The organism is Brucella sp. RRSP16 (assembly GCF_052246815.1).
GTDB lineage: Bacteria > Pseudomonadota > Alphaproteobacteria > Rhizobiales > Rhizobiaceae > Brucella > Brucella intermedia.
The window spans coordinates 74,347-98,917 of record NZ_JBQQAM010000007.1; the positions used below are offsets into that span (position 1 = coordinate 74,347).

The window sequence follows — 24,571 nt, forward strand, 5'->3', positions numbered from 1 at the left end:
TCAGCGTTTGAGCACTTCGACCACGCGAAAGCGCTCGCAAAGCAATTTCATGTCCGGAGAGAAGCCGCCGTTGCGGCGAAAATAGGCTTCGTGCCCTTTTCGCCAGTCATCCAGTGGGCCTTCCCCCTCATCTTCCGCAAAGGCGGCATCAACTTCATCAAAGCGGCGGACCGTCAGTTCGACGGTTTCTATCACCACGGCAGGGCGGCCCCGACCGTCCAGAACCACATCGCGACGTCCGATGACCGGCATCGGCTCGCCGTCTTCCCCGAATGAGGCAAGCGCGGCGCAGGTCGCAGTCTTGCGACCTGCCAATACCAGCGCAAGCAGCTCATCGGCGAGTTCCGGCGAATCGCCAAAGGCGAAGGTCACGGCATCGCGATAAGGTTCGGGCAGTTGCGTCATGCGCTCAGTCCGCCGAAAAGCGTCGGAATGTCGAGCGGACGGAAACCGTAATGTTCGATCCAGCGCACATCGGCGTCGAAGAAGGCGCGCAGATCAGGCATGCCGTATTTCAGCATTGCGATGCGGTCGATACCCATGCCCCAGGCAAATCCCTGATAGACGTCCGGGTCATAGCCGGAAGCGCGCAGCACATTGGGATGCACCATGCCGCAGCCCAGAATTTCGAGCCAGTCATTGCCTTCGCCGAACTTCACATGCGGGCCGGAACGGTCGCACTGGATGTCCACTTCAACCGATGGCTCGGTGAAGGGGAAGAAGCTCGGGCGCATGCGCATCTTGACCGAAGGCACCTCAAAGAAGGCCTTGCAGAACTCTTCCAGAACCCACTTCATGTTGGCGACATTGGCCGACTTGTCGACCACCAGCCCCTCGACCTGATGGAACATCGGCGAATGGGTCGCGTCGGAATCCATGCGGTAAGTCTTGCCGGGGATGACGATGCGGATCGGCTCGTCCCGGCCTTCCTGATCACGGATTGCGGCGAACTTCTCCATCGTGTGCACCTGCACCGGCGAGGTATGCGTGCGCAAAAGTTTGCGCTCGCCTTTCTCGTCCGCATTGAAGAAGAACGTGTCGTGCATTTCACGCGCCGGATGGCCTTCAGGGAAGTTCAGCGCGGTGAAATTATAATAGTCGGTTTCGATATCCGGGCCTTCGGCAATCGAGAACCCCATATCGGCGAAGATTGCCGTGATCTCGTCGATCACCTGCGAGATCGGATGAATGCGGCCGCGCGATGCAGCGCTTTCGCGGACAGGCAGCGTTACATCGACCTTTTCGCGCTCAAGGCGCGCTGTAATCGCCTGACGGCGCAGTTCCGTCTTGCGCTCGGTCAGCGCCTCGGTAACCCGGTTCTTCAAGCCGTTGATGGCCGGCCCCTGCGCCTGGCGTTCCTCCGGCGTCATGCTGCCCAGCGTCTTCAGCTTTTCCGAAACCGAGCCCTTCTTGCCAAGGGCCGCGACACGCACGGCTTCAATCGCCGGCTCGTCAGCCGCCACCGCGATGTCTTCGAGAATCTGCCGTTCGAGTTGTTCTAGATCACTCATTGTTTAAATCCCTGTCGCGCCTTTGGCGCTCCACGCCTCTTGGTTCAATCCCTGTCGCGCCTTTGGCGCTCCACGCCTCTTGGTTCACATCCCTGTCGTGTCTGCGGCGCTCCACGCCTCTTGGTTCACATCCCTGTCGTGTCTGCGGCGCTCCACATATTTTGCTTTGCAGCCAAAGAAGCCTTGTCGTTACTCTCTTTGACCTGATTGGTGAGACGCATCAAGATTTGCGTCAAAAAATTCCATCGCCTGCAGAAGCCGTCTTCCATCGCCGCCGAGAAAAATGCGGCGGAACAGCCGCAACGGCGCGATGGTAAATCGGAAAAATCCGACGATTTTCTTCAATTCCGGAAGCACTGCTGCCGGTGCTACCGTCCGGTAAGCCGCGAATGCCTGTTGCGGCGTCTCTGCAAGGCGCGCCTGCGCGGTGATCTGGAAGAACAGCAGCCAGACATCGCGCGCCTGCGCGGCGGCAAGCGGCATGACCGTCTCCGGCTCCTCTTCGAAATCCAGAAAACCGGCAATGCCGTTCTTCTCGAAGAAATCGCGCGGGTGCGGACGCCCGTGGCAAAGCCCGGCCGCATGCGCGTCAGCCAACGCACGCGCGCAATGGATGAGAAGCGCGTCATGTCCTTGCGGGTCATCATGGCGCAGATGGTCGAGCCGATCCTGGATGATCGGTGCAACATCGCTCAAAACCATCACCGCTCCATGGCGGTAGACGATCCTTGGCACCTGGAAGCCAGCCTGCAGGAAAGCACTCATCTTGCGCTCTTCGCGATCGGCCATGCCTGCTTCTCCGACATCCTTCGGGCTGCGCAGGAAGGGGTATGGAAGAAGCGGTGAGATCAGGCTGTGCAGACGCTTCGGGAGCGGACGCCTTTCGGCATCATAGCGTTTGATCCAGACACGATGGCCGCCGATGACAGCGCTGGAAATACGCTTGCCCTGGCTCTGGACGAGCAGAACCAGCAGGCTGCGGAGATCGTCCGCATCCAGATCCAGTCGCAGCTTGCCCGGTTCATTCTTCATGTCAGGTTTGAACTCCCCAAAAGGGAAAACCCGCGCCAGCCGAGCCAGCGCGGGTCCCCAAATTTATCGATACTGCTTGGGAAAGGCGGCTGGCTTAGCGGACAGCGCCTTCAAAAGCGTTCGGCGTCTCGGTGTTCTTGAGGTACTCGAGAGCCTTCTTTGCCGATGCAACCAGCGCACCGAACGCATCCGGTTCGTGGATTGCGATGTCGGACAGGACCTTGCGGTCGATCTCGATGCCAGCCTTGGCAAGACCGTCGATGAAACGGCCATAGGTCAGGCCCTGCTCGCGGACAGCAGCGTTGATGCGCTGGATCCAGAGAGCGCGGAACGAGCGCTTGCGGTTCTTGCGGTCGCGATAAGCATACTGCTTCGAACGGTCAACTGCAGCCTTGGCGGTGCGGATGGTGTTCTTGCGACGGCCACGGAAACCAGCAGCCTGATCCAGAACCTTCTTGTGCTTTGCGTGGGCGGTAACGCCGCGTTTTACGCGTGCCATGTTATGATCTCCTTCTCAGACTAATCTTAGAGGCCGTTCGGCAGGAACTGCTTCACGATCTTTGCATCGGCATCGGCGAGAACCATGGTGCCGCGTGCATCGCGAATGAACTTGTTCGAACGCTTGATCATGCCATGACGCTTACCAGCAGCTGCGGCCTTGATTTTGCCGGTGCCGGTGATCTTGAACCGCTTCTTGGCGGCCGATTTGGTCTTCATCTTGGGCATTTTGCTACTCCTTTGTTTAGTCCCCGTCTGCCTGCGGCACTCAACGCCTTTTGCTTCAAGCGGCATCGGTATCTGCGACCGACCGGAACTCTGTTTTCACTTCCGGACTGACCAAGCCCGAAAAGCATACGAAACCGCCACGGCATGCCCTGCCGGGCGGTTCGAACGCGGCCTTATAGGCTCAAAGACCGCAAAACGCAATGCCCGAATTGGGCTGAATCGCACTCCGGACGTCAATAAAGATGCAGAAGCACCGGCAGGACACTGGTGTCCTGCAAATATTCCACGAATTCGAAAAACGGATAGGCGACGAAAAACACCAGACCATCCGTGAACGTGCGGTAAAGCCGGTCGGGGCGGACGATCAGTTCCTTGTCGTCATGAAAAAGCGAAGGATTCGGAAAGAACCGCGGAACACTGGCGCAATAGGCTTCATAAGGCTTGCCGAAATTCTGCTTCAGGAACTTCTCTTCCGTCCGGATGACGACCGAGAAAGCGAGATAGCAAAGCACGCCGAAAGAGATCGCGATGGTGAGACTGCCGGTCTGCGCGCCAATACCCATCGCACCGATGCTGCTGAAGACATAGAGCGGATTGCGCGTGACCGAATAGGGGCCGCTCTGCACGATTTCCGCGCTCTTGCGCCCGCCGATATAGAGCGTGCACCACATGCGGCCGATAATGGCTGCAACGATCAGGCTGAGACCGAAAGCCTCGATATATTCATGAAAATGCCCGGTCGACCGCGAGCCTACAAAAAGCAGCGCCACCACCAGAAGCACGATGACCGCGCCGATCGCAAAACGCCGCCGCTGTTGATATTTCCCCAGTTCGCCCAAAGTCTTCATTGCAGTTCCATGATCCCAAAATTGTCCGGGGAAATGAAAAGCCGCCCGAAGGCGGCTTTTCCAAGGCATTTCGAAATGTTCAGCGCGGAGCGAGAACCATCATCATCTGACGGCCTTCAAGCTTCGGCTCGGACTCGACCTTGGCGATTTCAACAGTGTCTTCCTTGACGCGCTGCAAAAGCTTCATGCCAAGTTCCTGGTGCGCCATTTCGCGTCCGCGGAAACGCAAGGTAACCTTGACCTTGTCGCCTTCCTCAAAGAAACGCTGAGCAGCCTTCATCTTCACCTCATAGTCATGGGTGTCGATGTTCGGTCGCATCTTGATTTCCTTGATTTCAACCGTTTTCTGCTTCTTGCGCGCTTCGGCGGCCTTTTTCTGATTCTGATACTTCAGCTTGCCGAGGTCGACGATCTTGCAAACCGGAGGCTCGGCATTCGGCACGATCTCAACGAGATCGAGACCGGCTTCTTCCGCCATGGCCAGCGCTTCCTGAATGGAAACGTCACCATGGTTCTGGCCTTCGGCATCGATAAGCTGAACCCGGGGAACCCGGATATCACGGTTGGAGCGCGGTCCGTCTTTCTGAACCGGCGTCGCTCTAAAGGGTCGGCGAATGGTCGTTATCTCCTAATTGTTACGTCTCATGCGGTCGGATGCTTGCTGCCAGACGGCATGTCCCCGATCAAACCGCAGTTGATCGCGGAAATGTCGTCAAGCAGGCGGCGAAGTCAATAGCATCTTTGTCAGGAAAAATCACCCCCGCGTGATAAACGTTCTTTTTATCATCATTTCGCGGCGGACAAGCGGCATATCGGTCACATCTGCCGTCATTTCAAGGGCCTCGCTTCAGATGGCGGGTTTTCTCTCTTTTCCGAACATGCCAAAACAATCCCGCAAATCGAGGAGATCTGACATGAACGTTGCGGGGCCGGAATTCATCGACGTGGACGGAGCGAAAATCGCGCTGCATCACAGAGCCGGAAGCAAGTCTCCGGGTGTCGTCTGGCTCGGCGGCTATCGTTCGGACATGCTGGGCACCAAGGCTGTCGTTCTCGACGAATGGGCGGCGGAGACCGGGCACAGCGCCCTACGCCACGATTATTCCGGCCACGGCGCCTCCGGCGGCGATTTCAATCAGGGCACCATCTCGCGCTGGCTGAACGAAAGCCTCGCCGTCTATCGCAAATATGCCAAAGGTCCGCAGATTCTGGTCGGCTCCTCCATGGGCGGCTGGATTGCGCTGCGCATGGCGCAGGAACTCATGAAGGAAGGCAACCCGCCCGCCGGGGTCGTGCTGATAGCACCCGCTCCTGATTTTACCGCCGTGCTCGTTGAACCCACGCTTTCCGAAGCGCAGAAAAACGATCTTCAGGAAAAAGGCTATTTCGAAGAACCCTCCGAATATTCGCCCAATCCCTATATCTATACCCGCGCCTTGATCGAGGACGGACGAAAGAACCTGGTTCTCAACGGCATCATTGAGACCGGCTGTCCGGTCCACATCCTGCAGGGCATGCAGGACCCGGATGTTCCCTACAGGCACGCGCTGACGCTGGTGGAACACCTGCCCGTCGACGACGTGACCCTGACGCTGGTGCGCGATGGCGACCATCGCCTGTCGCGACCGCAGGATCTCGATCTCCTCATCCGCACCGTGTCCGGTCTGGCGGAACGCATCGGCGAAAAATCGTAACGGAGCACAGTCATGCGGTTTTCGGTTTTCGCTTCCTCCGCGGTCGCAGCCATTGTCGGCTTCGGCGGCACGCTGGCCCTCATCATTGCGGCCGCGCAGGTGCTGGGCGCCACACAGGCCGAAACCGCAAGCTGGGTCACGGCGATATGCCTTGCGATTGCCGCCTCATCCGCCTGGCTCAGCATCCGCTACAAGATGCCGATCATCGCAGCCTGGTCCACACCGGGCCTGGCGCTCATCGGAGCCAGCGCCGGTTTCAGCATGCCGGAAGCAGTCGGCGCATTCATCGTGACTGCACTGGCGCTCGTCGCCACCGGGCTTATCCGCCAGTTGTCGGTGCTCGTTTCGCGCATCCCGGCTTCCGTTGCGTCGGGCATGCTTGCAGGCGTGCTGCTCAGTTTCGTCATTGCCGCCGCCAAGACCGTGCCCGGCGATCCGGTGTTCGTTCTGCCGCTGGTGGCGCTGTTCTTCGTCATCCGCCTGTTCAATCCGTCGCTCGCCGTCATTGCCGTTCTGGTCATCGGCATGGTCTTTGCTCTGGTCACGGGGCGATCGCCCGCCCTGCCCGCGCCCGAGATTTCCACGCTCACCCTCATCTGGCCCGAGTTCCACATGGGTGCGATGGTCGGCATCGCGATCCCGCTCTATCTGGTGACCATGGCATCTCAGAACCTGCCGGGTTTCGCCGTGCTGCGCGCTTCAGGCTATGAGCCGCCGACCAGCGCCTGCCTGCGCGTAACCGGCCTGTTTTCCCTGCTGACGGCTCCTTTCGGCGCGTCGACCACCAATCTTGCCGCGATTTCGGCAGCGCTTTGCACCAATCCAGACGCGCATCCCGATGCCGCCAGGCGCTGGCTAACCGGCCCGGTCTATGCCGCGATCTATGTGGTGTTTGCCCTTTTCGGGGCATCACTGGTCGCGATCTTCGCCGTATTGCCGGTGACACTCATCGCCCTTGTTGCCGGTCTGGCGCTGACAGGCCCTTTCATCAATGCGATGTCACTGGCGCTCAAGGATGAACAGGAGCGGCTTGCGGCGACCATAACCTTTGCGGTGACAGCCTCCGGCATGGCATTTTTCGGCATCGGCTCCGCCTTCTGGGCGCTGATAGCCGGGCTTTGCGTGACTTTTCTCGAACATCTTCGCAAAAAAATTTCGAATTAATCACATTGGTTACGGGGCGTGCAGCCTGAATCCTCCGGTTGCATTCTTGAAAAGCCGCAATCTTTTCACCACGTCGAAGTCAAGCCGCCAGAAGAAAATCCCCGTATGGGTGGGCTGGCAGGCCCTGGTTTCGCGCATGTGGCCGGACGATTGTCGAACGGTTGAATGGCATGCGCTTTTTGACGGAGCAGACCATGACCAATACTGCATTGATCCGCCCGGCATGGACGCCAGCCACGATTGCGCTGATGGTGCTCGGCTTTTTCCTGTTCTGGCCGCTTGGCCTTGCCATGCTCGCCTATATCCTGTGGGGTGATCGCCTCGAAGGGTTCAAGCGGGGCATGAACGAGAAGACCGATTCCATGTTCGGCTCGTTCCGCAACTGCCGCAAGGGTGAAAGCTTCAACTTCGGCGGCACAACCGGCAACGAGGCTTTTGACGACTGGCGTCGCGCGGAGCTGGAGCGACTGGCCGAAGAACGCCGCAAGCTTGAAGAAGCACGCGCCGAATTCGAGGCCTATGCCGCCGAACTTCGCCGCGCCCGCGACAAGGAAGAATTCGACCGCTTCATGGCCGAGCGCCGTGCGGCCTCGAAGAAGACACCTGCCCCGCGCGCGAAAGGCGGCAAGGACGACATCACCGATCTTTGATCGATGAAACAGGTCTGAAAATCATTGGACGGCGCGGCTTGACCGCGCCGTTTTCCTGTCTTTCACAGAAATACCGGCTTTTTCAACACGTTCCACGCAAGTCGCATTCCGAAAACCGCTTTGCACTTTTCGGGATGCGCTCCGGAGCGAATCGCTTATTCTTGGACGATGGGCCTTTCCTTTCTTCGGCAAATCAGCGGTAAAGGGGCATCCGCTGGAACGACGACAGTTCGCAGCGAACGCATTCATGCGGTCGCCGGACGGGAACTTCCCTTGCGCGTTTTCGAGAATCCGCGCGCCAAAAGGCTGACCCTGCGCATAGAAGCAGGCGGCAAGGGATTGCGCGTCACGGTTCCGCCCGGACTTCCCGAGCGCGAAGTGTTGAGCTTCCTCAACCGCCACGAGGGCTGGATCGAAAGCCGTATCGCAAAACTGCCGGACCAGCCGGGCGTGCGCGCCGGTATCAAAATTCCCCTGCGCGGCGTTCCGCACAAGATCGTGCATCAGCCCGGACGCGGCACGACCGAGCTTCTCGAAGGCAATATTCTGCTCGTCCATGGTGACCCGGCACATCTGCCGCGCCGCGTTGCCGATCACATCAAGCGCGACGTGAAGCGCGAGATCGAGGCGCTTGTCGTCCGTCACACCACCATTGTAGGCCGCATGGCCAAGGCGGTGCGTTTCAAGGATACGAAAAGCCGCTGGGGATCATGCACCTCGGACGGTGTCCTTTCCTTCTCCTGGCGCATCGGCATGGCGCCTGCCCCGGTGATCAACTATCTTGTCGCCCATGAGGTGGCTCATCTCATCGAGATGAACCATGGGCCGAAATTCTGGAAACTCTGCCATGAGCTTTGCCCCGATACGGAGCGCTGCAAGGCTTGGCTGAAGCGCAATGGCAGCGCATTGCAGGCAATCGACTTCACATGAAATCATCCGTACTGAACGCCGCCCGGGTGCTGTGGGATTATCACTGCATCTATGATCCGCTTGAAACCGCCGATGTCATCATCGGGCTTGGCAGCTACGATCCGCGCGTGGCCGAAAGGGCTGCCGATCTGTTTCTGGAGGGCATGGCGACGTGGCTCGTGTTTACCGGCAAAAGCGGTCACTGGACGGAGAAACTCTATAAGAACAGCGAAGCGGAAGCCTTCGCCGAAATAGCCATCAGGCGCGGCGTGCCGGAAAAAGCTATCGCGATCGAGCCCAACGCCACCAATATCGGCGAAAACATAAGGTTCAGCCGCGAAAAACTCGCCCCCGGCGCCATCAGCGCCATCCTCGTGACCAAGCCGCAGACCCAGCGCCGCGTTCTGGCGACCGTGGCCCGGCAATGGCCGGAAGCGCGGGCAAGCATCACCGCGCCGCTCACCGCCTTCGAGGACCAGCCGACGGCTGATCATCCGGTTGAAATGCTTGTCCATGAGATGACGGGCGACCTGCAGCGTATCCTGGAATATCCCGCCAAGGGCTACCAGATCGCGCAGGCAGTTCCCCTTGAGGTCATGGAGGCGTATGATTTTCTGATCGCACAGGGTTTTGATGGCCATCCGGTCTCCGAATAGATGGGAATGGACGGAATAGCTTGAGTAGCCCCCCGATTTATGCGACGGAAAACCATGGTTCTCGATATCAAGATATGCGGGCTTAAAACCCCCGACGCCGTTGCCGCCGCCCTCGACGGCGGTGCGACGCATATCGGTTTCATCTTCTTTCCCAAAAGCCCGCGCCATATAACACCGCAGAAAGCGGCAGGCTTGCGCGGTGCGGTCAGGGGACGAGCGCTTGCGGTCGCCGTTACGGTCGACGCCGACGATGAAACGCTGGATGAGATCGTGGAAGCGGTGAAGCCCGACATTCTGCAGCTGCACGGTCATGAGACGCCGGAACGCGTAGCCTTCATCAAGGCGCGTTATGGCCTGCCGGTCATGAAGGCCTTTTCGGTGCGTGAAGCCAGCGATCTTACCGCGATTGCAGCCTATCAGGGCATAGCCGACCGCTTCCTGTTCGACGCCAAGCCGCCGAAGGGATCAGACCTTCCGGGCGGCAACGGTGTGTCATTCGACTGGGAACTTCTGGCTGCGCTTGACGCCGATATCGATTACATGCTTTCCGGTGGATTGAATGCGGACAATATCGCCGAAGCGCTGCACAAGACGCAGGCGCCGGGTATCGATATATCGTCCGGCGTCGAGCGCGCGCCCGGCGAAAAGGATGTGCGTCTCATCGAGAATTTTTTCCGGGCTGTCGCTGACGCCCGCAGACAGCCTGAAATGACGGAGCGAAAGCGTTGAACAAGCCGGTTGAACCCAATTCCTATAAAACAGGCCCGGATGAAGAGGGCATGTTCGGTATTTTCGGCGGACGCTTCGTTGCCGAAACACTGATGCCGCTGATCCTCGAATTGCAGGAAGCCTATGAAACGGCGAAGAACGACCCTGAATTCAAGGCTGAGCTTTCCGCGCTTTCCACCTATTATGCCGGTCGTCCTTCCAAGCTCTATTATGCCGAAGGCCTGACGAAGCATCTGGGCGGCGCAAAAATCTACTTCAAGCGCGAAGACCTGAACCATACCGGTAGCCACAAGATCAACAATTGTCTTGGCCAGATTCTGCTTGCCAAGCGCATGGGCAAGACCCGCATCATCGCCGAAACCGGCGCTGGCCAGCATGGCGTGGCGTCTGCCACCGTTGCAGCGCGTTTCGGCCTGCCCTGCGTCGTCTATATGGGCGCGACCGATGTCGAGCGCCAGAAGCCGAATGTGTTCCGCATGAAGCTGCTCGGTGCCGAAGTGAAGCCCGTCACCGCTGGAAACGGCACGCTGAAAGACGCGATGAACGAAGCCCTGCGTGACTGGGTGACGAATGTCGAAGACACCTATTATCTGATCGGCACCGCCGCCGGTCCGCATCCCTATCCGGAACTGGTGCGTGACTTCCAGTCCGTGATCGGCAATGAGGCGCGCCAGCAAATACTCGAACAGGAAGGACGCCTGCCGGACGTGATCGTGGCAGCGGTTGGCGGCGGCTCCAACGCCATCGGCCTGTTCCATCCTTTCCTCGACGATGGCTCCGTGAAGATCGTCGGCGTCGAAGCAGGCGGACGCGGTCTCGACGGTGACGAACATTGCGCTTCGATGAGCGCCGGCCGTCCCGGTGTGCTGCATGGCAACCGCACCTATCTTCTCCAGAACGATGACGGCCAGATTCTCGAAGGCCATTCCGTTTCTGCTGGTCTCGATTATCCGGGCGTAGGTCCCGAACATTCGTGGCTCAAGGACAGCGGGCGCGTCGACTATGTGCCAATCCTCGATGATGAGGCGCTCGACGCTTTCCAGCTTTGCACCCGCACCGAAGGCATCATCCCGGCACTCGAATCCGCCCATGCCATCGCGCAGGCCGTGAAAATGGCGCCAACCATGGGCAAGGATCAGGTCATGATCGTCAATCTGTCCGGTCGTGGCGACAAGGATGTCCACACGGTCGGCAAGCTTCTCGGCATGGACATCTGACATGGGTAGCGACGTCGCCGAAATCTCCGTCTACAAGCCGCGTTCCGCCTGGTTCGACGGCCTGGCGACGTGCGGTCCGGCGACGATCAAGCTCAATATCATCGAAGCCGATCCGGCCAACCCTGTCGCGGAAGCCGCTGTCGGCCTCGCTCGCAGACAGATCGAGACCGCCGCTGAAAAACTGGCCGCCCTGCCACATCTGGGTGTGGGTTTCGCCATTCTGCATCAAGGCGAGGAAGGCCTGTGGCTGCTCCTGCACTGGTGGCTTGAAGGCGGCATCGCGACGGAAATCCTCTGGCAGTCGGAACTCGGCGACGAGGTGGAATTCATGCCCGCACAGCCGCTTTTGATGGCCTGCGTGTGGGAACTCGGAATCATAGACTTTGAACGGCGCGCATGGATGGAAACGGCGATGGCGGGCAAGCCCGTTGCCGACTATCTGGCGCGCACTTTGCCACGGGGCACGGTATGACTACTCGCATCGACACCAAATTCGCTGAACTGAAGGCCGAGGGCCGTCCGGCGCTCGTTACCTATTTCATGGGCGGCGATCCCGATCTGGAAACCTCGCTCAAGGTGATGAAGGCCCTGCCGAAGGCCGGTGCGGACGTGATTGAACTGGGCATGCCCTTCTCCGATCCGATGGCAGACGGCCCAGCCATTCAGGCCGCTGGCCTGCGCGCCCTCAATGCCGGGCAGACGCTGGCGAAGACGCTGCACATGGCGGCAGAATTCCGCAAGGAAGACGACACCACCCCGATCGTCATGATGGGTTATTACAATCCGATCTATATCTATGGCGTGGAACGTTTTCTGGCCGACGCCAAGGCCTCCGGCGTGGACGGATTGATCGTCGTCGATCTTCCGTCCGAAATGGATGCCGAGCTTTGCATTCCTGCCATGAAGGCTGGCATCAATTTCATTCGCCTCACCACGCCGACCACCGACGACAAGCGTCTGCCGAAGGTGCTGCACAATTCATCGGGCTTCGTCTATTACGTCTCGATGAACGGCATCACCGGATCGGCCATTGCCGATACGGCAAAGGTCGGCGAAGCCGTGCGCCATATCAAGAAGAGCACCGAACTGCCGATCTGCGTCGGTTTCGGCGTCAAGACGCCCGAGCAGGCAGCAGCCATCGCCACCCATGCCGATGGCGTCGTCGTCGGCACGGCGATTGTCAACGCGATTGCCGGTGAACTGGACGAAAACGGCAAGGCGAAGGGCGATCCAGTCGCCGCCGCAACCCGGCTTGTCCACGCTCTTGCAGAGAGCGTGCGCGCCACACGCCTTGAAGCCGCCCAATAAATCGTCCATTTAAGCGCCTGACAAGCTCTTTGCCGAAGAACAAGAAACGGAACCAAACGTCATGAACTGGATCACCAACTACGTTCGTCCGAAGATCAATTCGATGCTCGGCCGCCGTGAAATGCCGGAAAACCTCTGGATCAAGGATCCGTCGACCGGTGAAATGGTGTTTCACAAGGACCTTGAGAGCAATCAGTTCGTGATCCCGTCCTCGGGCCATCACATGCGCATCAAGGCGAAGGACCGTCTGCGTTTCTTCTTCGACAATGGCGAATACACCACGCTTGAAGCGCCGAAAGTGCCGGTCGATCCGCTGAAATTCCGTGACGAGAAGAAATATATCGACCGTCTCAAGGATTACCGCACCCGCACCGGCATGGACGACGCCATCGTCAACGGCATCGGCACCATTGAAGGCCTGCCTATCGTCGCCACCGTTCAGGATTTCGGTTTCATGGGCGGTTCTCTCGGCATGGGCGCCGGCGAAGCGATCATCCAGGGCTTTGAAAAGGCTATCGAGTTGAAGCGCCCGATGGTCCTGTTCGCCGCTTCGGGTGGCGCGCGTATGCAGGAAGGCATCCTGTCGCTGATGCAGCTTCCACGCACCACGGTTGCGGTGGAAATGCTGAAAGAAGCCGGCCTGCCCTATATCGTCGTCCTCACCAATCCGACCACGGGCGGCGTGACGGCCTCCTATGCCATGCTGGGCGATATCCACATCGCGGAACCCGGTGCACTGATCGGCTTTGCCGGACCGCGCGTCATCGAGCAGACGATCCGCGAAAAGCTGCCGGAAGGCTTCCAGAGCGCCGATTATCTCATGGAACACGGCATGGTCGACATGGTCGTCTCACGCCTTGAACTGAAGAGCACGATTGCCCGCCTGCTCAAGATCATGACCAAGCAGCCCGCCAACAGCGATACTCCGGACGGCAAGAAGACGGAAGCAAACGGCAAGGCAGCCTGATCGTGACAGAAAAAGCCGCCGCCGCAATCGAGCGGCTTATGCAGTTGCATCCAAAGGGCTTTGACCTTTCCCTCGACCGCATCCGCGGTCTTCTGGAAAAGCTCGGCAATCCGCATCTGAAGCTGCCGCCGGTCATCCACATTGCCGGAACCAATGGCAAAGGATCGGCAACGGCTTTCTGCCGCGCACTTCTGGAAGCAGGCGGCTTCGACGTTCACGTCCACACCTCGCCGCATCTCGTCCATTGGCACGAGCGCTATCGTCTGGCGGCGCCCGGAGGTGGAAGGCTGGTCAGCGACGATGTTCTGGCCGACGCGATAGAGCGTGTTGCAGCGGCCAATGACGGGCAGCATATCACCGTTTTCGAAATCCTGACGGCGGTCGCCTTCGTGCTCTTTTCCGAGCATCCGGCCGATGTCGTCGTCATGGAAGTCGGTCTCGGCGGACGTTTCGACGCTACCAATGTCATTACCGATCCCGCCGTCTCGCTCATCATGCCGGTCTCCATCGACCATCAGGCCTATCTCGGTGATCGTGTGGAGCTTATCGCCGCCGAAAAGGCCGGCATCATCAAGAAGGATTGCCCGGTCGTCGTCGGCTTCCAGCCCTTCGATGCGGCGCGCGAAGTGCTTGTCTCGACAGCGGACCGGCTCGACTGTCCGGTTTCGGTCTATGGACAGGACTTCCTCGCCTTCGAGGAACACGGACGCATGGTGTTCCAGAACGAGGACGGCCTGATCGACCTGCCATTACCTCGCCTGCCGGGACGCCACCAGATTTCCAATGCCGCAGCTGCAATCGAGGCCGTGCAGATGGCTGGTTTCAGCCTGACCGACAAGGCGGTGGAAAAGGCGCTGATGGTGGTGGACTGGCCGGCTCGCATGCAGCGGCTGACCCACGGGGCGCTGGTCGACATGGCTCCGGCAGCCTCCGAAATCTGGCTCGATGGCGGTCATAATCCGGGTGCAGGCGCAGTGATCGCGGAAGCTTTCGGCGATCTTGAGGAGCGTAATGCACGCCCGCTGTTCCTCATCACCGGCATGATCAACACCAAGGATCCGGTCGGCTATTTCGAAGCTTTTTCCGGCATGGCGCGGCACGTTTTCACCGTGCCGATCCCGTCCAGCGATGCGGGCATTCCCAATGATGAGCTGGCGGTTTCAGCGCAGAAGGCCAATCTCTCGGCGGAGCCCGTTCATTCGGTTGCCAATGCGTTGAAACTTCTGCGCGACACCTGGCCCCCGGATGAAGTGCCGCCTCGTATCCTGATCGGCGGATCGCTTTACCTTGCGGGTGAAGTCCTGCGAGACAATGGAACTCCGCCTGTTTGATTGACCAGTTGCTGGCAACAAGTGGGGGATGCGGCAAAGGTTTTCCGGCAATAGAATGAATAACGAGCAATCTGTCTCGCTCCACAGGAGGAATCGAGATGAGGACGTTTGTGTTTTTAATTCTATTCCTTGCGGTTGGCGTCGCGACACCCGCTTTCGCTCAGTCCGGCGGCAATGGCGGCGATGGGGGAAGCAAGGGAAATGGAATGCCGGGATGTGATGGCGGCACCAACCCCGCCCCTGACGGAAAATTCTACGTTCCGGGACCGCATCAGGAATGCAATCCAAGCGACGACGACCGAGCCCGCGCGCAGAAAAAGTCGAAGTAAGTCCGAACTCTTTGTGCGCACCCACAAAAAACCCGGCTCGAAGGCCGGGTTTTTATTACTTTGACGCGCTGATTATGCAGCCGAAGCCTTGATCCAGTCGGCAAGGCGGCTCTTCGGAGCAGCGCCGACCATATTTGCGGCGAGCTCACCGTCCTTGAACATCAGAAGCGTCGGGATCGAACGCACGCCAAACTGCGCGGCCAGTTCCGGATTCTCGTCGATATTGACCTTGGCGATCTTGACCTGACCGGCCATTTCGGTCGCGATTTCGTCCAGAGCCGGAGCGATCATCTTGCAGGGACCGCACCATTCCGCCCAGAAATCCACCACGACAGGCTCGCTGGACTGAAGAACGTCCGACTGAAAATTGCTGTTATCGACCTTAACGGTTGCCATAGGGCTATCCTCTTTTCTCTCCAAGAACGGCAGACGTCTTTCCAGACTCACAACACATTCCGCTCTTTATTCGCTATATCATGTGGCGTGTCTGCTGCCATCCGTCAAGTTCTGGTTCGTCACCTTTACTTGAGAGTCTTTCAGTGACTGCAACGCCTCGTCCAGAATCGCATCCGGCAACGGCATCAAAAACGGACCTTCGGTGAACAGAAGCGCCGTTTCGACAATCCGCCCCGGATAGAGGGGAACCAGCAATTCCCGATAAAGCGCAAGCTGCGCCCGATAGGCGAAAGGAACCGCCTCGATGGTTTTCGGCGGCGGTCGATTGGTCTTGTAATCGACGATCAGCACCCGGTTCTCACCGACGCTGATGCGGTCGATCTGGCCTGACACGGCATGATCGCGCCCGCCAAGCTCGATCGTGCCCATAATGGCAACTTCCCCGCGTGAGCCTTGCGCAAAGACCGGCGCGTAGGTCGGATCGTCGAGAATAGTCCTGACGCTTTGCCATGCCATCTGCCGCTCCGGTTCCGGCCAGTCGGCAGCGATGCGGTCAAGATAGTCATGCGCAAGCGTTTCGCGGTCGGCCTGTGGCACATCGGGCAGATATTGCAGCAGCATATGGATCGCCGTGCCGCGCCGCAGCGCAAAGGCTGGCGACCCGTTGCCCGGTCCCAGAACCGGCGAAAACGTATCGAGCGGCGGCTCCTCGTCCGCTTCGATCAGGGCCGAAGCGCCCGACGGCGCCAGCGGACGCGGCAATCCGGTTTCCGGCTTTATCGGCCGCAAATAGTCGCGCGGCAGCGAAGGCAGCGCATGATCCTCGGTCTTGTCCTGATCGACAATCTCGACCATTCCGCGCGGCGTGTTGCGATAGCGCCGTGCCGCAAGTTTCAGCACGGGATGCACGAATGTTTCGGCCTTGGCGGCCAGCGCATCCTCGACAAGACGATGCCATGTCTCGCCGCTTTCGCGCGCGCCGCGATAGCCGCAGATGATGAGGCGATCCTCGGCCCGCGTCATGCCGACATAAAGCAGGCGGCGATATTCTTCCTCGGCCCGTGTCTTCAGCTTATCGATCTGCGCTGCCGTGAATCCGGTCTGGTATCCGGCATTGGGTTGCCAGAGATAGCCTCTCACCGGCGGATTGCCGTCTGAAAAATCAAAAGGAATGAGCTTTGGCGCGCGGCTGCCGGTCCAGACCGCGCTTCCCGGATCGACCAGGAACACCACCGCCCCTTCCAGCCCCTTGGCGGCGTGGACAGTCATGATGCGCACCTCATTGCGGCCCTGATCGAGTTCGCGCTTGATTTCCGGCGATGCCGCATCCAGCGTTTCAAGGAATGCCTGCAGGCCCGGCAGACCGGCGCGCTCGGTGGAAAGCGCATAATTCTGGAATTCATCGATGATGTCGCCAGCCTCCGGCCCCAACCGGGCCAGAAGTTTTCGCCGCGCACCATCCGCACTCAATATGCGTGCATAGAATTCGAACACCGGCATGGTGTCGGCCATGTTGCGCCAGCGGCTCAGGGTCTTGTGCACCTCGGCCAGCGCCGCATCGCCACGCGAGACCTGATAAAGCCGTTCGAACAGCGTGAGGCTTGAGCCCCGCGGGTGGGCAAGCTCGAAAAGCTGATCGTCATCCCAGCCGAACAGCGGACTTTTCAGAACCGATGCCAGCGAAAGGTCGTCCGAAGGCTGCAGCACGAAACGACCGAGCGCCATCAGGTCCTGAATGGCGATATGGCTGGTGAGCCGCAAGCGGTCGGCGCCTGCGACGGGGACGGACAGGTTTTTCAGCGCCCGCGACAAGGCGGGCATGAACTGGTCGCGCTTTCGCACCAGAACCATGATGTCGCGCGGCATGATCCGCCGGTTCTGGCCCGGAATAATTTCGCCGCTATCCAGCCAATGGCGAACGGTGGCCGCGATCTGATCCGCGAGCCGCACAGCAGGCGCCGCCAGATGATCGACAGGCTCGCGCCAGTCATCAGGCTCTTCCACCTCTTCCGGCGTCAGCATGTCCCAGATTTCCACCTCGCCCGGCGCATCGGCGCGAATGGCTGAGTGGGTTATTGCATCTCCCAGTCCACGATTAGCCTCGGGTCTGGCAAACACCTCATCCACGGCTTGAAGCACATCTGGAGCGGAACGGAAGGAAAAATTCAAGCGCACTTCTCTAAATGTGAGATCGGCATTGCGCGCTTTAGTGTCAATCACCTTGCCCTGCGCCGCGAAATCCTCCGGCACTGCGCCCTGAAACGAATAGATCGACTGTTTTTCGTCACCGACGGCAAAGAGCGTGCGGCTGATATTGCGCTGGCCGAGGCCGGAGAAAAACTCCTCCGACAGCATGCGGATCACCTGCCACTGGTCGGGGCTGGTATCCTGCGCCTCATCGACCAGAATATGGTCGATGCCGCGATCAAGCTTGTATTGCACCCATTGCCCTGCCCCGTTGCGGGCAAGCAGCGCCACGGTCCGGGTGATGAGATCCTCGAAATCGAGCAGGCCGCGCTTTCGTTTGAGATCGTGATAGCGTTGCAGCAGATTGTCAACCAGCGTCAGCGCGGCCAGATTGAGCCGCACCAGACGCAATTCCTTCAACCGGTCGAGCCCCCGTTCGACACGCGCCGCCGCCGCATCGAAATCCTCCTCGAAATCCGGCAGAAGTTTTTTCACCGCCGCCGAGCAGACATAGGAGCCGGATTTAGGCTCGCCCGTGCTTTTGAGAAATGCCGCGCGCAACACCGCTTCGCGGTCGCGCTGGCCCGTCACCTTGTCGAAACGGCGCAGTTGCAGCGCAAAATCCTGCGCACGCGACGCGCCCTTCTGGATCGACATGATGAGATCGAGCGCATCGTCGGAAAATTCCGGTATAGGCCAGAGATCGGCAAGGAGATCGTCTTCGCTGGTTTGTGGGTCAAAGCCGAATGCCCGGTGAAAAGCTTCGCTGCGATGCGCGGTAACGCCCAGTTCGGCGATATAGGTCTGCAAACCATTGCGCCGGCTTACGGCTTCATCGAGAAGCGATTGCAGGCCCATCTCGCCTGCTGCCTGTAAGACATCGGCGAAGGCAGCCGCCAGTTCCATATCGCCGCCGCCATGCGCGGTTTCGAGTAACTGACGCCGTGCTTCACCGACGAGCGCGGCCTGCATCAGATCATCCATCATCTCGAAATGACCGGCAATGTTCGCCTCAAGCGGGAACTGGTGCAGGATCGCTTCACAGAAAGCGTGGATGGTCTGGATTTTAAGCCCGCCCGGCGTTTCCAGCGCACGCGCAAACAGCCGTCGCGCCGCCGCGAGACGGGCATCGCCCGGTCTGCGGCCTTCCAGTGATTTCAGACGTTCGGCCAGTTCTTCATCGGGCAAGACGGCCCATTCGGAAAGCCGCATGAACACGCGGTTCTGCATCACCGCCGCCGCCGCCTTGGTATAGGTGAGGCAGAGAATCTTCGAAGGGTCGGTGCCTTCCAGCAGCAGGCGGATAACCCGTTCCGTCAGAACATGCGTCTTGCCGGAACCTGCATTTGCGGACACCCAGACGGAAGCCGCCGGATCGGCGGCCCTGCCCTGCGCAAACAATGTTTCCGGCGGAATATGGAGCTTCTTCTTCACGCCTCGCCCTCCCCGCCAGCATCGCCACCGGCGGACCATTCCAGCACCCGCGCCAGATGATCGTAATCGCCCGTCAGATCGGTTTCACGAAATGGTAGCGCACGGGAAAGATAACCTTTTTCCGGCTTCTGATACTCGGCCAGCAATTGCGCCAGCCGCTGCCAGGATTCCTCGCCAAGCGCCGGTGCGGTTTTCTCCGATGGCGGTCGTCCGATCTTGAGGATCGACTCCGGCTTCACCTCGCCGCCCGCCTTGAGGCGTACATAGGTGAGGTCCGAAGCACGGACCGAGCCCAGTTCCCGGAACGCGCCGCGCACCAGAAGTGCGGCTTCCAGCGCGAGCTGCGGCGACAGCAGCACATGGGCCTGTCGGGGCGACGGTGTCGAGCCGGTCTTGTAATCGATGATTTCGGCGGTCCCGTCGCGCATCAGGTCGATACGGTCAGCACGGCCCGAAAGCGTGATGCCAAGCCCTTCCACTTCGCGCTTGTCGGACGAAATCTCGGCAAACCGGGTCTGGACGTTATAGGCGCGCTCGCGCTCCCAGGCCAGAAATTGCGGGATGAGCGCCGTGAAGCGTGGCCACCACACGGCCTCGATTTCCGTCGGCAGGTCCATATCGGCAAAAAGAATGCGACCGAGTTCCATTAGGCGGTCGGCGGCATCGGGCGCCAGCGGATCGATTGCCTCTTGCGTGAAATGACCCAGAATGTCGTGGAACAAAGTGCCGCGTTCAGCCGCAGCCGGGTCGCGGATCAGAGGCTCCAGCGGCCGCAGTTTCAATATCTTCCTGGCGAAGATCGCATAAGGGTCGCGACGCAGCGTTTCGATTTCCGTCACCGAAAAATGCTTCGGCCTGGCAGCGACAGGAGGAGCGGGCTGCGGCCTTTTCACGAAAGGCACGTCTTCGGCCCGGTCGATTTCGCGTGACCACTGGATGAAACGTGACCCGCGCCTGCGCATCTGCGCAGTGACATCGGCACCCAGCACCGTTTCAAGCCGCTGCAGCCAGCGCGAGGCAACCGTGGGCGCATTGTCGGAACGCTGCGAGCGCGTCAGCACGACATGATCCATGCCCAGCGCCATCTGGAAATCGTGGGCGGCAAGGCCGGTGCGCCGTTCAGGCGGATCGAGCGCGATCATCGACTTCATCGGGCGCGACATGAACGGATCGTTACGGGTGCGGGCAGGCCAGCTCCCCTCATTGAGACCGCCGATCACCACCGTATCCATGGTTTGCAGGCGCGCTTCCAGCGCACCCCAGATGAAGAGACGCGGATGACCGCCCGGATGCGGTTTGACCGTCTCGCCCGCCATCAGCGCATTCAGCACGGCTGGCCATTCCGAAGCTTCGAAATCAAGCCCGGCTTCGCTTGAAACCAGACCGCGCAAAAAGGCGGCGAGCTGTTCCCCGCGTTCGCCGGAATAAAATGGCGCGATGCTGGCTTTTTCGTTCCGGGCAAGGTTTTCCAGCGCCTCGACCGTGGCGCGCGCGATTTCGCCGATCTCGGTTCGGCGTCCGGCGATGACGAAAGGGGCGAGCGGCGCCACCGCGTTCGACAGGCTTTCGCAAAGATTTCGTGCCGCCGCGATCATGTCCGGCGTAACCGTGTCATGCCATGCCGGTTGCCACGTCTGGCTGGCGCTTTCCTCCAGCCGCCGGTCGAAAAATGCGGGAAGATCGAGCACGGAGGCCCGGCCCGTTCCACCGCGAAAGGCGATGAGTTCAAGCGTTTCGGCGGCAAGGCGTCGTTCGATACGAGGAGCTTCCAGCCGCAGCAGCGGATGCTTGACCAGCGCCAGCAGGGCAACCGGATCGCCGGGATTGAAGACCGTCTCGACCAGCAGGCGCAGCAATGTCGTGGTTTCGACATCGCGCAGATGCCGACCGCCGGAATCGTCGGCATCGATGCCGAAGCGGGCCAGTTCGCCGACCACGCGCCGCGCCAGATTGCGGTCGGCGGTGACGAGCGCGGCCGTCTTGCCTTCTTCATTGATCGCATCGCGCAAGGCGAGAGCGACGGCCAGCGCCTCCTCCCGCTCATTGGCGGCTTCGATCAGGTCGATCGTCTTCGCGGCAGCGTGCAGGCTGTCCGTCTCCATATCGAGCTTGCCCCACGCATCGGTCGTTTCCGCCGGGCGCAGCGCCTCGCTCACCACCCGCTCGCGCAGGCGTTTGGAAGTGGGCATGTCATCCAGATGTTCCACATCTTCGCGCAAGGTCTGCATTGCATCCAGAAGCTTGCGCAAACCGAACTGCGGATGACCGTAAGTCGAGGGATCGTCGGTTGCCGATGCCAGCAGCTGCCAGGCTGCGTCGTCGAGGTCGCGATCCAGCCCCGGCAGCACCACCGCGCCATTCGGCAGTTCCGCAATGGCGGAAATCAGTTCCGCAGCGGCGGGTATGGAACCGGTGGAACCGGCAACGATGACAGGACCGGCGGGCGGATGGGTGCGCAGCCGCTTAACTTCGCTCCAGATGAGATCGTTGCGATGCGCGGCAGGGTTTGAAAGCTTGCGCTCCGCCAGAATATCCGGCCAGAGATTGGTGACGATATTGAGAAAGCCAAGCGTGACCTGCCACCAGTCGGCGAGGTCTTCCGGGGCAATCGTCGCAAGCTCGCTCCACTTCGCCCCATCGGTTTCGACCTGATCCATCAGGCCGGCCAGATCGCGGGCAAGCCAGATCGCATCGGAAGTGGTCGCCGGAACGGAAACATCGTCAACGCCAAACAAGGCACGCACATGCGAGGGCAGCGATTCCCGCCACGGACGGATCAATCGCGCCAGAAGCAGAAGCCGTTCCGCCGTGCCGATTGGCGGATTGATGTCGAACACGCCTGACGAACCGGCATTGAAGAAAGCGGCGTCCTCATCCACATCGCCCAACGGTTTTATCGTCGGCAAAATGGCGCTCTTTTTTTCCGACGCATTTCCGGATGCAAAACCGGACGCCGCTCTTGCCGGAAGTACTTTAGCCGGATTCATATCGACCAAAATGGACCGCAAAGCACGTGCGGCACGGCGCGTCGGCACATAGATGGTCGCATTGGCCAGCGCCAGCGGATCGGAAGGATTGCCGGGAAAACCGTCGACCAGCCGCCCTTCCAGAAGTGCCCTGGCAAAAGCTGGCAAAAACGGTGTGCCGGTAGGAATTGAAAACAGGCGCTGTTTCCCATCTCTGGGTCTGCGTGCGCTCATGCGCTCCACCTCCTTATGCGAATGCGGTAAGCGCCGCCTCCGCCTCGCCGATTGCGTCCGGCGTGCCGACGGTCAGCCAGTGCCCGGTCATTGGCATACCATAAAGGCGACCCGCTGCAATCGCTTCATCAAAATAACGATTGAGTGAGGACACGACCGGCTCCGCGCCATTGAAGATGCGGGGATGGATGATCCCTGCTCCGGCATAGATCACCGGCTCGCCGGAGACATCACGCGCACGGCGCAGATGCCGGTTATCGTCGGCAACGAAATCGCCCTTGCCTTCATAACCGGTTTCCTGATCGAGACGCGCCGTCATCAGCAGAATATCCATCCGCTCCGCATCCCAGGCTTCAGCCAGCGCCGTGAGGTTGGGGGCTTTCTCGTCACCGACCCAGAATGTATCGGCGTTCAGAATGAAAAACGGCTGCGTTCCTAGTATCGGCAGCGCCTTCACAATGCCGCCAGCGGAATCGAGCAGCATGTCGCGTTCATCCGAGATCACGATCTCCAGATCGTTACGGTCCCGAAGATGCTCTTCAAGCTGGTCGGCCAGATAATGCACATTGACGACTGCGGTGCGAATACCGGCTTGTGCCGCCGCATCGAGACCCCAGTCGATCAGGGGCTTACCCGCCACCTTGACCAGCGGCTTTGGAATGGTTTCGGTGATGGGGCGCATGCGCTTGCCAAGACCGGCGGCAAGAACCATAGCCGTTTTCGGGGCCATTTTCGGCGTTCTCATTGCGCGGCCTCTTCCTGCTGTATCAACCCCAATTCCTCAAACCATGCCGCCACAGGCGCCATGACCGGATGCTTCAGCACACGTCCGAGATAGTCGTGAATGCGCGGCAGATGCTCCAGATAAGCCGGCTTTCCATCACGCTCGTCAAGCCGCACGAATAGCCCCAGCAGCTTGGCATTGCGCTGCGCGCCCATGGCCGCATAGGCCTTGCGGAACGAAGCCTCATCGAAGGCATGTCCAAGCGCACGGCGCTCATCGCAATAGGCTGCGACTACGGCCTGTTCCAGCTCCGGCGAAATCGTCACCCGCGCATCGAGCGCCAGCGAAGCGACGTCATAGGCTGCGGGCCCGATCATCGCATCCTGAAAATCGATGACACCGATCCTGTCCCTGCCTTGCGCCTCCGGGAACCAGAACAGGTTCGGCGAATGATAGTCGCGCAGGAGCAGGCTCTTCTCGACATCGGCAATATCGGCGATCACGCGATCCCATGCCGCCTCGAAAGCTTGCTTTTCTGCCTCTGTCAGCTGCCTGCCCATCATGCGCGGCGCATACCACTGGCCGATCAGGCTGACCTCGATCATCATCGCCTCGCGGTCAAAACCGGCGATGATGTGATCAGGATAGCCGGCAACCGGCGCATGGTCCGGCCAGGTGATACCGTGCAGATGTGCCAGAAAGCGCCCGGCGGCTTCATAACGTTCGGCAACAGGTTCGCCAGACGCTGCCCGCACACCCTCGGTTCCAAGATTTTCAAGAATGAGAAAACCCGCATCGAGGTCGGCTTCACGCATTTGTGGCACTCGAAAGCCCTGCCCCGCAAGAAGCCCATCAATGGCGGCAAAGGCCAGAATATTTTCCGCCAGATGCGCTGTCTGTCGATAGGATTTGCCGTCGCGCAGCGGCGGATCATAAGGCATCTGCGGCGCATTCATCAGAATTTCCACACCATGGGCAGATGTGCGGATCGTCTCGTACTTGCGTGGGGACGCATCGCCCTGCAAATAGCGCCGCGTTGCATCGGAACGGCCATGGCTGTCCAGAAATGCCCGAATGGCCCGCGAACGTTCCAGACGGCTGATGGCAGATGCAGGTCCCGACACGGCAATGCGCCGCCCTGCCCCTTCATGGCTCAGTGTGACGGCAAAAGACGGTTCCGGCAAAAACCCCTCGCCCTGCTCCGGCCATTCGGCCAGAACCACGCCATCCTCCATAAATTCCGGCAGTCCCAGCTCATCCAGTTCTTCGCCATGCGAAATACGGTAAAGATCGGCATGGGCGACCGGAATCCGCAAGGCCTCGTAACTTTGCACAAGCGTGAAAGTCGGGCTTGGAACGTCCAGTCCTTCATCGTCAGCGATTGCCCGGATGATCGCACGGGCAAGCGAGGATTTTCCCGCCCCCAGATCGCCGGAAAGCGTGACAAGATCGCCCTTTTGAAGCGCAAGGGCGAAATCTTCACCAAAACGCTGCGTTGCGGTTTCGTCGGGCAAGAAATAGCTGATGCTGGATTGTGAGGCGCTCATGGGCACCCTTTA

24 protein-coding genes are annotated in these 24,571 nt (G+C 59.9%); 12 read left to right on the plus strand and 12 right to left on the minus strand.

Annotated elements, in window-relative coordinates:
* The 7 genes from ACS5UA_RS12535 to infC all read right to left on the minus strand — a co-directional run bounded on the left by ACS5UA_RS12535 (window position 1) and on the right by infC (window position 4,733).
* Window positions 1-405 (minus strand): ASCH domain-containing protein, encoded by a 405-nt coding sequence (locus ACS5UA_RS12535; protein WP_006473267.1) that lies wholly within the window; start codon window positions 403-405, stop codon window positions 1-3.
* Window positions 402-1,511, minus strand: a complete 1,110-nt coding sequence (gene pheS / locus ACS5UA_RS12540; RefSeq protein WP_112671870.1) for a phenylalanine--tRNA ligase subunit alpha — start codon at window positions 1,509-1,511, stop codon at window positions 402-404. The genes ACS5UA_RS12535 and pheS overlap by 4 nt, the downstream gene beginning before the upstream one ends.
* Before the next feature lie 189 nt (window positions 1,512-1,700).
* A complete protein-coding gene (locus tag ACS5UA_RS12545) occupies window positions 1,701-2,543 on the minus strand; it encodes a serine/threonine protein phosphatase (protein ID WP_273771995.1) in 843 nt (280 codons plus the stop codon).
* 94 nt (window positions 2,544-2,637) lie between these two features.
* Window positions 2,638-3,042, minus strand: coding sequence for a 50S ribosomal protein L20 (gene rplT / locus ACS5UA_RS12550; RefSeq protein WP_006468099.1), 405 nt, complete (start codon window positions 3,040-3,042; stop codon window positions 2,638-2,640).
* 26 nt (window positions 3,043-3,068) lie between these two features.
* Window positions 3,069-3,269: a 50S ribosomal protein L35 gene (gene rpmI, locus ACS5UA_RS12555; RefSeq protein ID WP_006473268.1), complete on the minus strand. Its 201-nt coding sequence runs from the start codon at window positions 3,267-3,269 to the stop codon at window positions 3,069-3,071.
* Between the two features lie 233 nt (window positions 3,270-3,502).
* Entirely contained in the window at window positions 3,503-4,117 is a 615-nt protein-coding gene (locus tag ACS5UA_RS12560; protein WP_112671866.1) for a methyltransferase family protein, read from the minus strand.
* A 79-nt stretch (window positions 4,118-4,196) separates the two neighbouring features.
* Window positions 4,197-4,733 (minus strand): translation initiation factor IF-3, encoded by a 537-nt coding sequence (infC, locus tag ACS5UA_RS12565; RefSeq protein ID WP_075041821.1) that lies wholly within the window; start codon window positions 4,731-4,733, stop codon window positions 4,197-4,199.
* A gap of 298 nt (window positions 4,734-5,031) precedes the next feature.
* Here infC and ACS5UA_RS12570 point away from each other — a divergent pair, with 298 nt between their 5' ends.
* From ACS5UA_RS12570 to ACS5UA_RS12625, 12 genes are all read left to right on the plus strand, one after another.
* The gene (locus ACS5UA_RS12570) at window positions 5,032-5,811 is read left to right on the plus strand and encodes an alpha/beta hydrolase (protein ID WP_112671864.1); all 780 of its coding nucleotides are present in this window, start codon (window positions 5,032-5,034) and stop codon (window positions 5,809-5,811) included.
* Window positions 5,812-5,823: 12 nt separating this feature from the next.
* Window positions 5,824-6,975 carry a benzoate/H(+) symporter BenE family transporter gene (locus tag ACS5UA_RS12575; RefSeq protein WP_063619830.1) on the plus strand — a complete coding sequence of 384 codons (1,152 nt, stop codon included), beginning with the start codon at window positions 5,824-5,826 and terminating at the stop codon, window positions 6,973-6,975.
* Window positions 6,976-7,169: 194 nt separating this feature from the next.
* A complete protein-coding gene (locus ACS5UA_RS12580; protein WP_063620054.1) occupies window positions 7,170-7,625 on the plus strand; it encodes a DUF2852 domain-containing protein in 456 nt (151 codons plus the stop codon).
* A gap of 168 nt (window positions 7,626-7,793) precedes the next feature.
* On the plus strand, window positions 7,794-8,555 hold the full coding sequence (locus tag ACS5UA_RS12585) for a M48 family metallopeptidase (RefSeq protein WP_063619829.1): 762 nt from the start codon (window positions 7,794-7,796) through the stop codon (window positions 8,553-8,555).
* Window positions 8,552-9,190, plus strand: coding sequence for a YdcF family protein (locus ACS5UA_RS12590; protein ID WP_063619828.1), 639 nt, complete (start codon window positions 8,552-8,554; stop codon window positions 9,188-9,190). Before ACS5UA_RS12585 ends, ACS5UA_RS12590 begins: the two co-directional genes overlap by 4 nt.
* A gap of 54 nt (window positions 9,191-9,244) precedes the next feature.
* On the plus strand, window positions 9,245-9,919 hold the full coding sequence (locus ACS5UA_RS12595) for a phosphoribosylanthranilate isomerase (protein WP_063619827.1): 675 nt from the start codon (window positions 9,245-9,247) through the stop codon (window positions 9,917-9,919).
* Entirely contained in the window at window positions 9,916-11,136 is a 1,221-nt protein-coding gene (trpB, locus tag ACS5UA_RS12600) for a tryptophan synthase subunit beta (protein WP_112671862.1), read from the plus strand. The genes ACS5UA_RS12595 and trpB overlap by 4 nt, the downstream gene beginning before the upstream one ends.
* 1 nt (window position 11,137) lies before the next feature.
* Window positions 11,138-11,608 (plus strand): hypothetical protein, encoded by a 471-nt coding sequence (locus ACS5UA_RS12605; RefSeq protein WP_112671860.1) that lies wholly within the window; start codon window positions 11,138-11,140, stop codon window positions 11,606-11,608.
* The gene (gene trpA, locus ACS5UA_RS12610) at window positions 11,605-12,444 is read left to right on the plus strand and encodes a tryptophan synthase subunit alpha (RefSeq protein WP_100647639.1); all 840 of its coding nucleotides are present in this window, start codon (window positions 11,605-11,607) and stop codon (window positions 12,442-12,444) included. Before ACS5UA_RS12605 ends, trpA begins: the two co-directional genes overlap by 4 nt.
* A gap of 61 nt (window positions 12,445-12,505) precedes the next feature.
* Window positions 12,506-13,411, plus strand: a complete 906-nt coding sequence (accD, locus tag ACS5UA_RS12615) for an acetyl-CoA carboxylase, carboxyltransferase subunit beta (protein WP_006468087.1) — start codon at window positions 12,506-12,508, stop codon at window positions 13,409-13,411.
* Window positions 13,412-13,449: 38 nt separating this feature from the next.
* On the plus strand, window positions 13,450-14,742 hold the full coding sequence (locus tag ACS5UA_RS12620; protein ID WP_171053464.1) for a bifunctional folylpolyglutamate synthase/dihydrofolate synthase: 1,293 nt from the start codon (window positions 13,450-13,452) through the stop codon (window positions 14,740-14,742).
* A gap of 110 nt (window positions 14,743-14,852) precedes the next feature.
* Complete coding sequence (locus ACS5UA_RS12625) at window positions 14,853-15,071, plus strand: hypothetical protein (protein WP_273771996.1); 219 nt, start codon at window positions 14,853-14,855, stop codon at window positions 15,069-15,071.
* Between the two features lie 72 nt (window positions 15,072-15,143).
* On the opposite strand, the gene trxA is transcribed toward ACS5UA_RS12625, so the two are convergent.
* From trxA to tsaE, 5 genes are all read right to left on the minus strand, one after another.
* Complete coding sequence (trxA, locus tag ACS5UA_RS12630) at window positions 15,144-15,467, minus strand: thioredoxin (protein WP_006473274.1); 324 nt, start codon at window positions 15,465-15,467, stop codon at window positions 15,144-15,146.
* 78 nt (window positions 15,468-15,545) lie between these two features.
* On the minus strand, window positions 15,546-19,088 hold the full coding sequence (gene addA, locus ACS5UA_RS12635) for a double-strand break repair helicase AddA (RefSeq protein ID WP_443101376.1): 3,543 nt from the start codon (window positions 19,086-19,088) through the stop codon (window positions 15,546-15,548).
* A complete protein-coding gene (gene addB, locus ACS5UA_RS12640) occupies window positions 19,085-22,288 on the minus strand; it encodes a double-strand break repair protein AddB (RefSeq protein WP_443101377.1) in 3,204 nt (1,067 codons plus the stop codon). Before addB ends, addA begins: the two co-directional genes overlap by 4 nt.
* A 13-nt stretch (window positions 22,289-22,301) precedes the next feature.
* Window positions 22,302-23,033 carry a nucleotidyltransferase family protein gene (locus ACS5UA_RS12645; RefSeq protein ID WP_112671852.1) on the minus strand — a complete coding sequence of 244 codons (732 nt, stop codon included), beginning with the start codon at window positions 23,031-23,033 and terminating at the stop codon, window positions 22,302-22,304.
* On the minus strand, window positions 23,030-24,559 hold the full coding sequence (gene tsaE / locus ACS5UA_RS12650) for a tRNA (adenosine(37)-N6)-threonylcarbamoyltransferase complex ATPase subunit type 1 TsaE (protein WP_112671850.1): 1,530 nt from the start codon (window positions 24,557-24,559) through the stop codon (window positions 23,030-23,032). Before tsaE ends, ACS5UA_RS12645 begins: the two co-directional genes overlap by 4 nt.
* Between the last annotated feature and the right edge of the window lie 12 nt (window positions 24,560-24,571).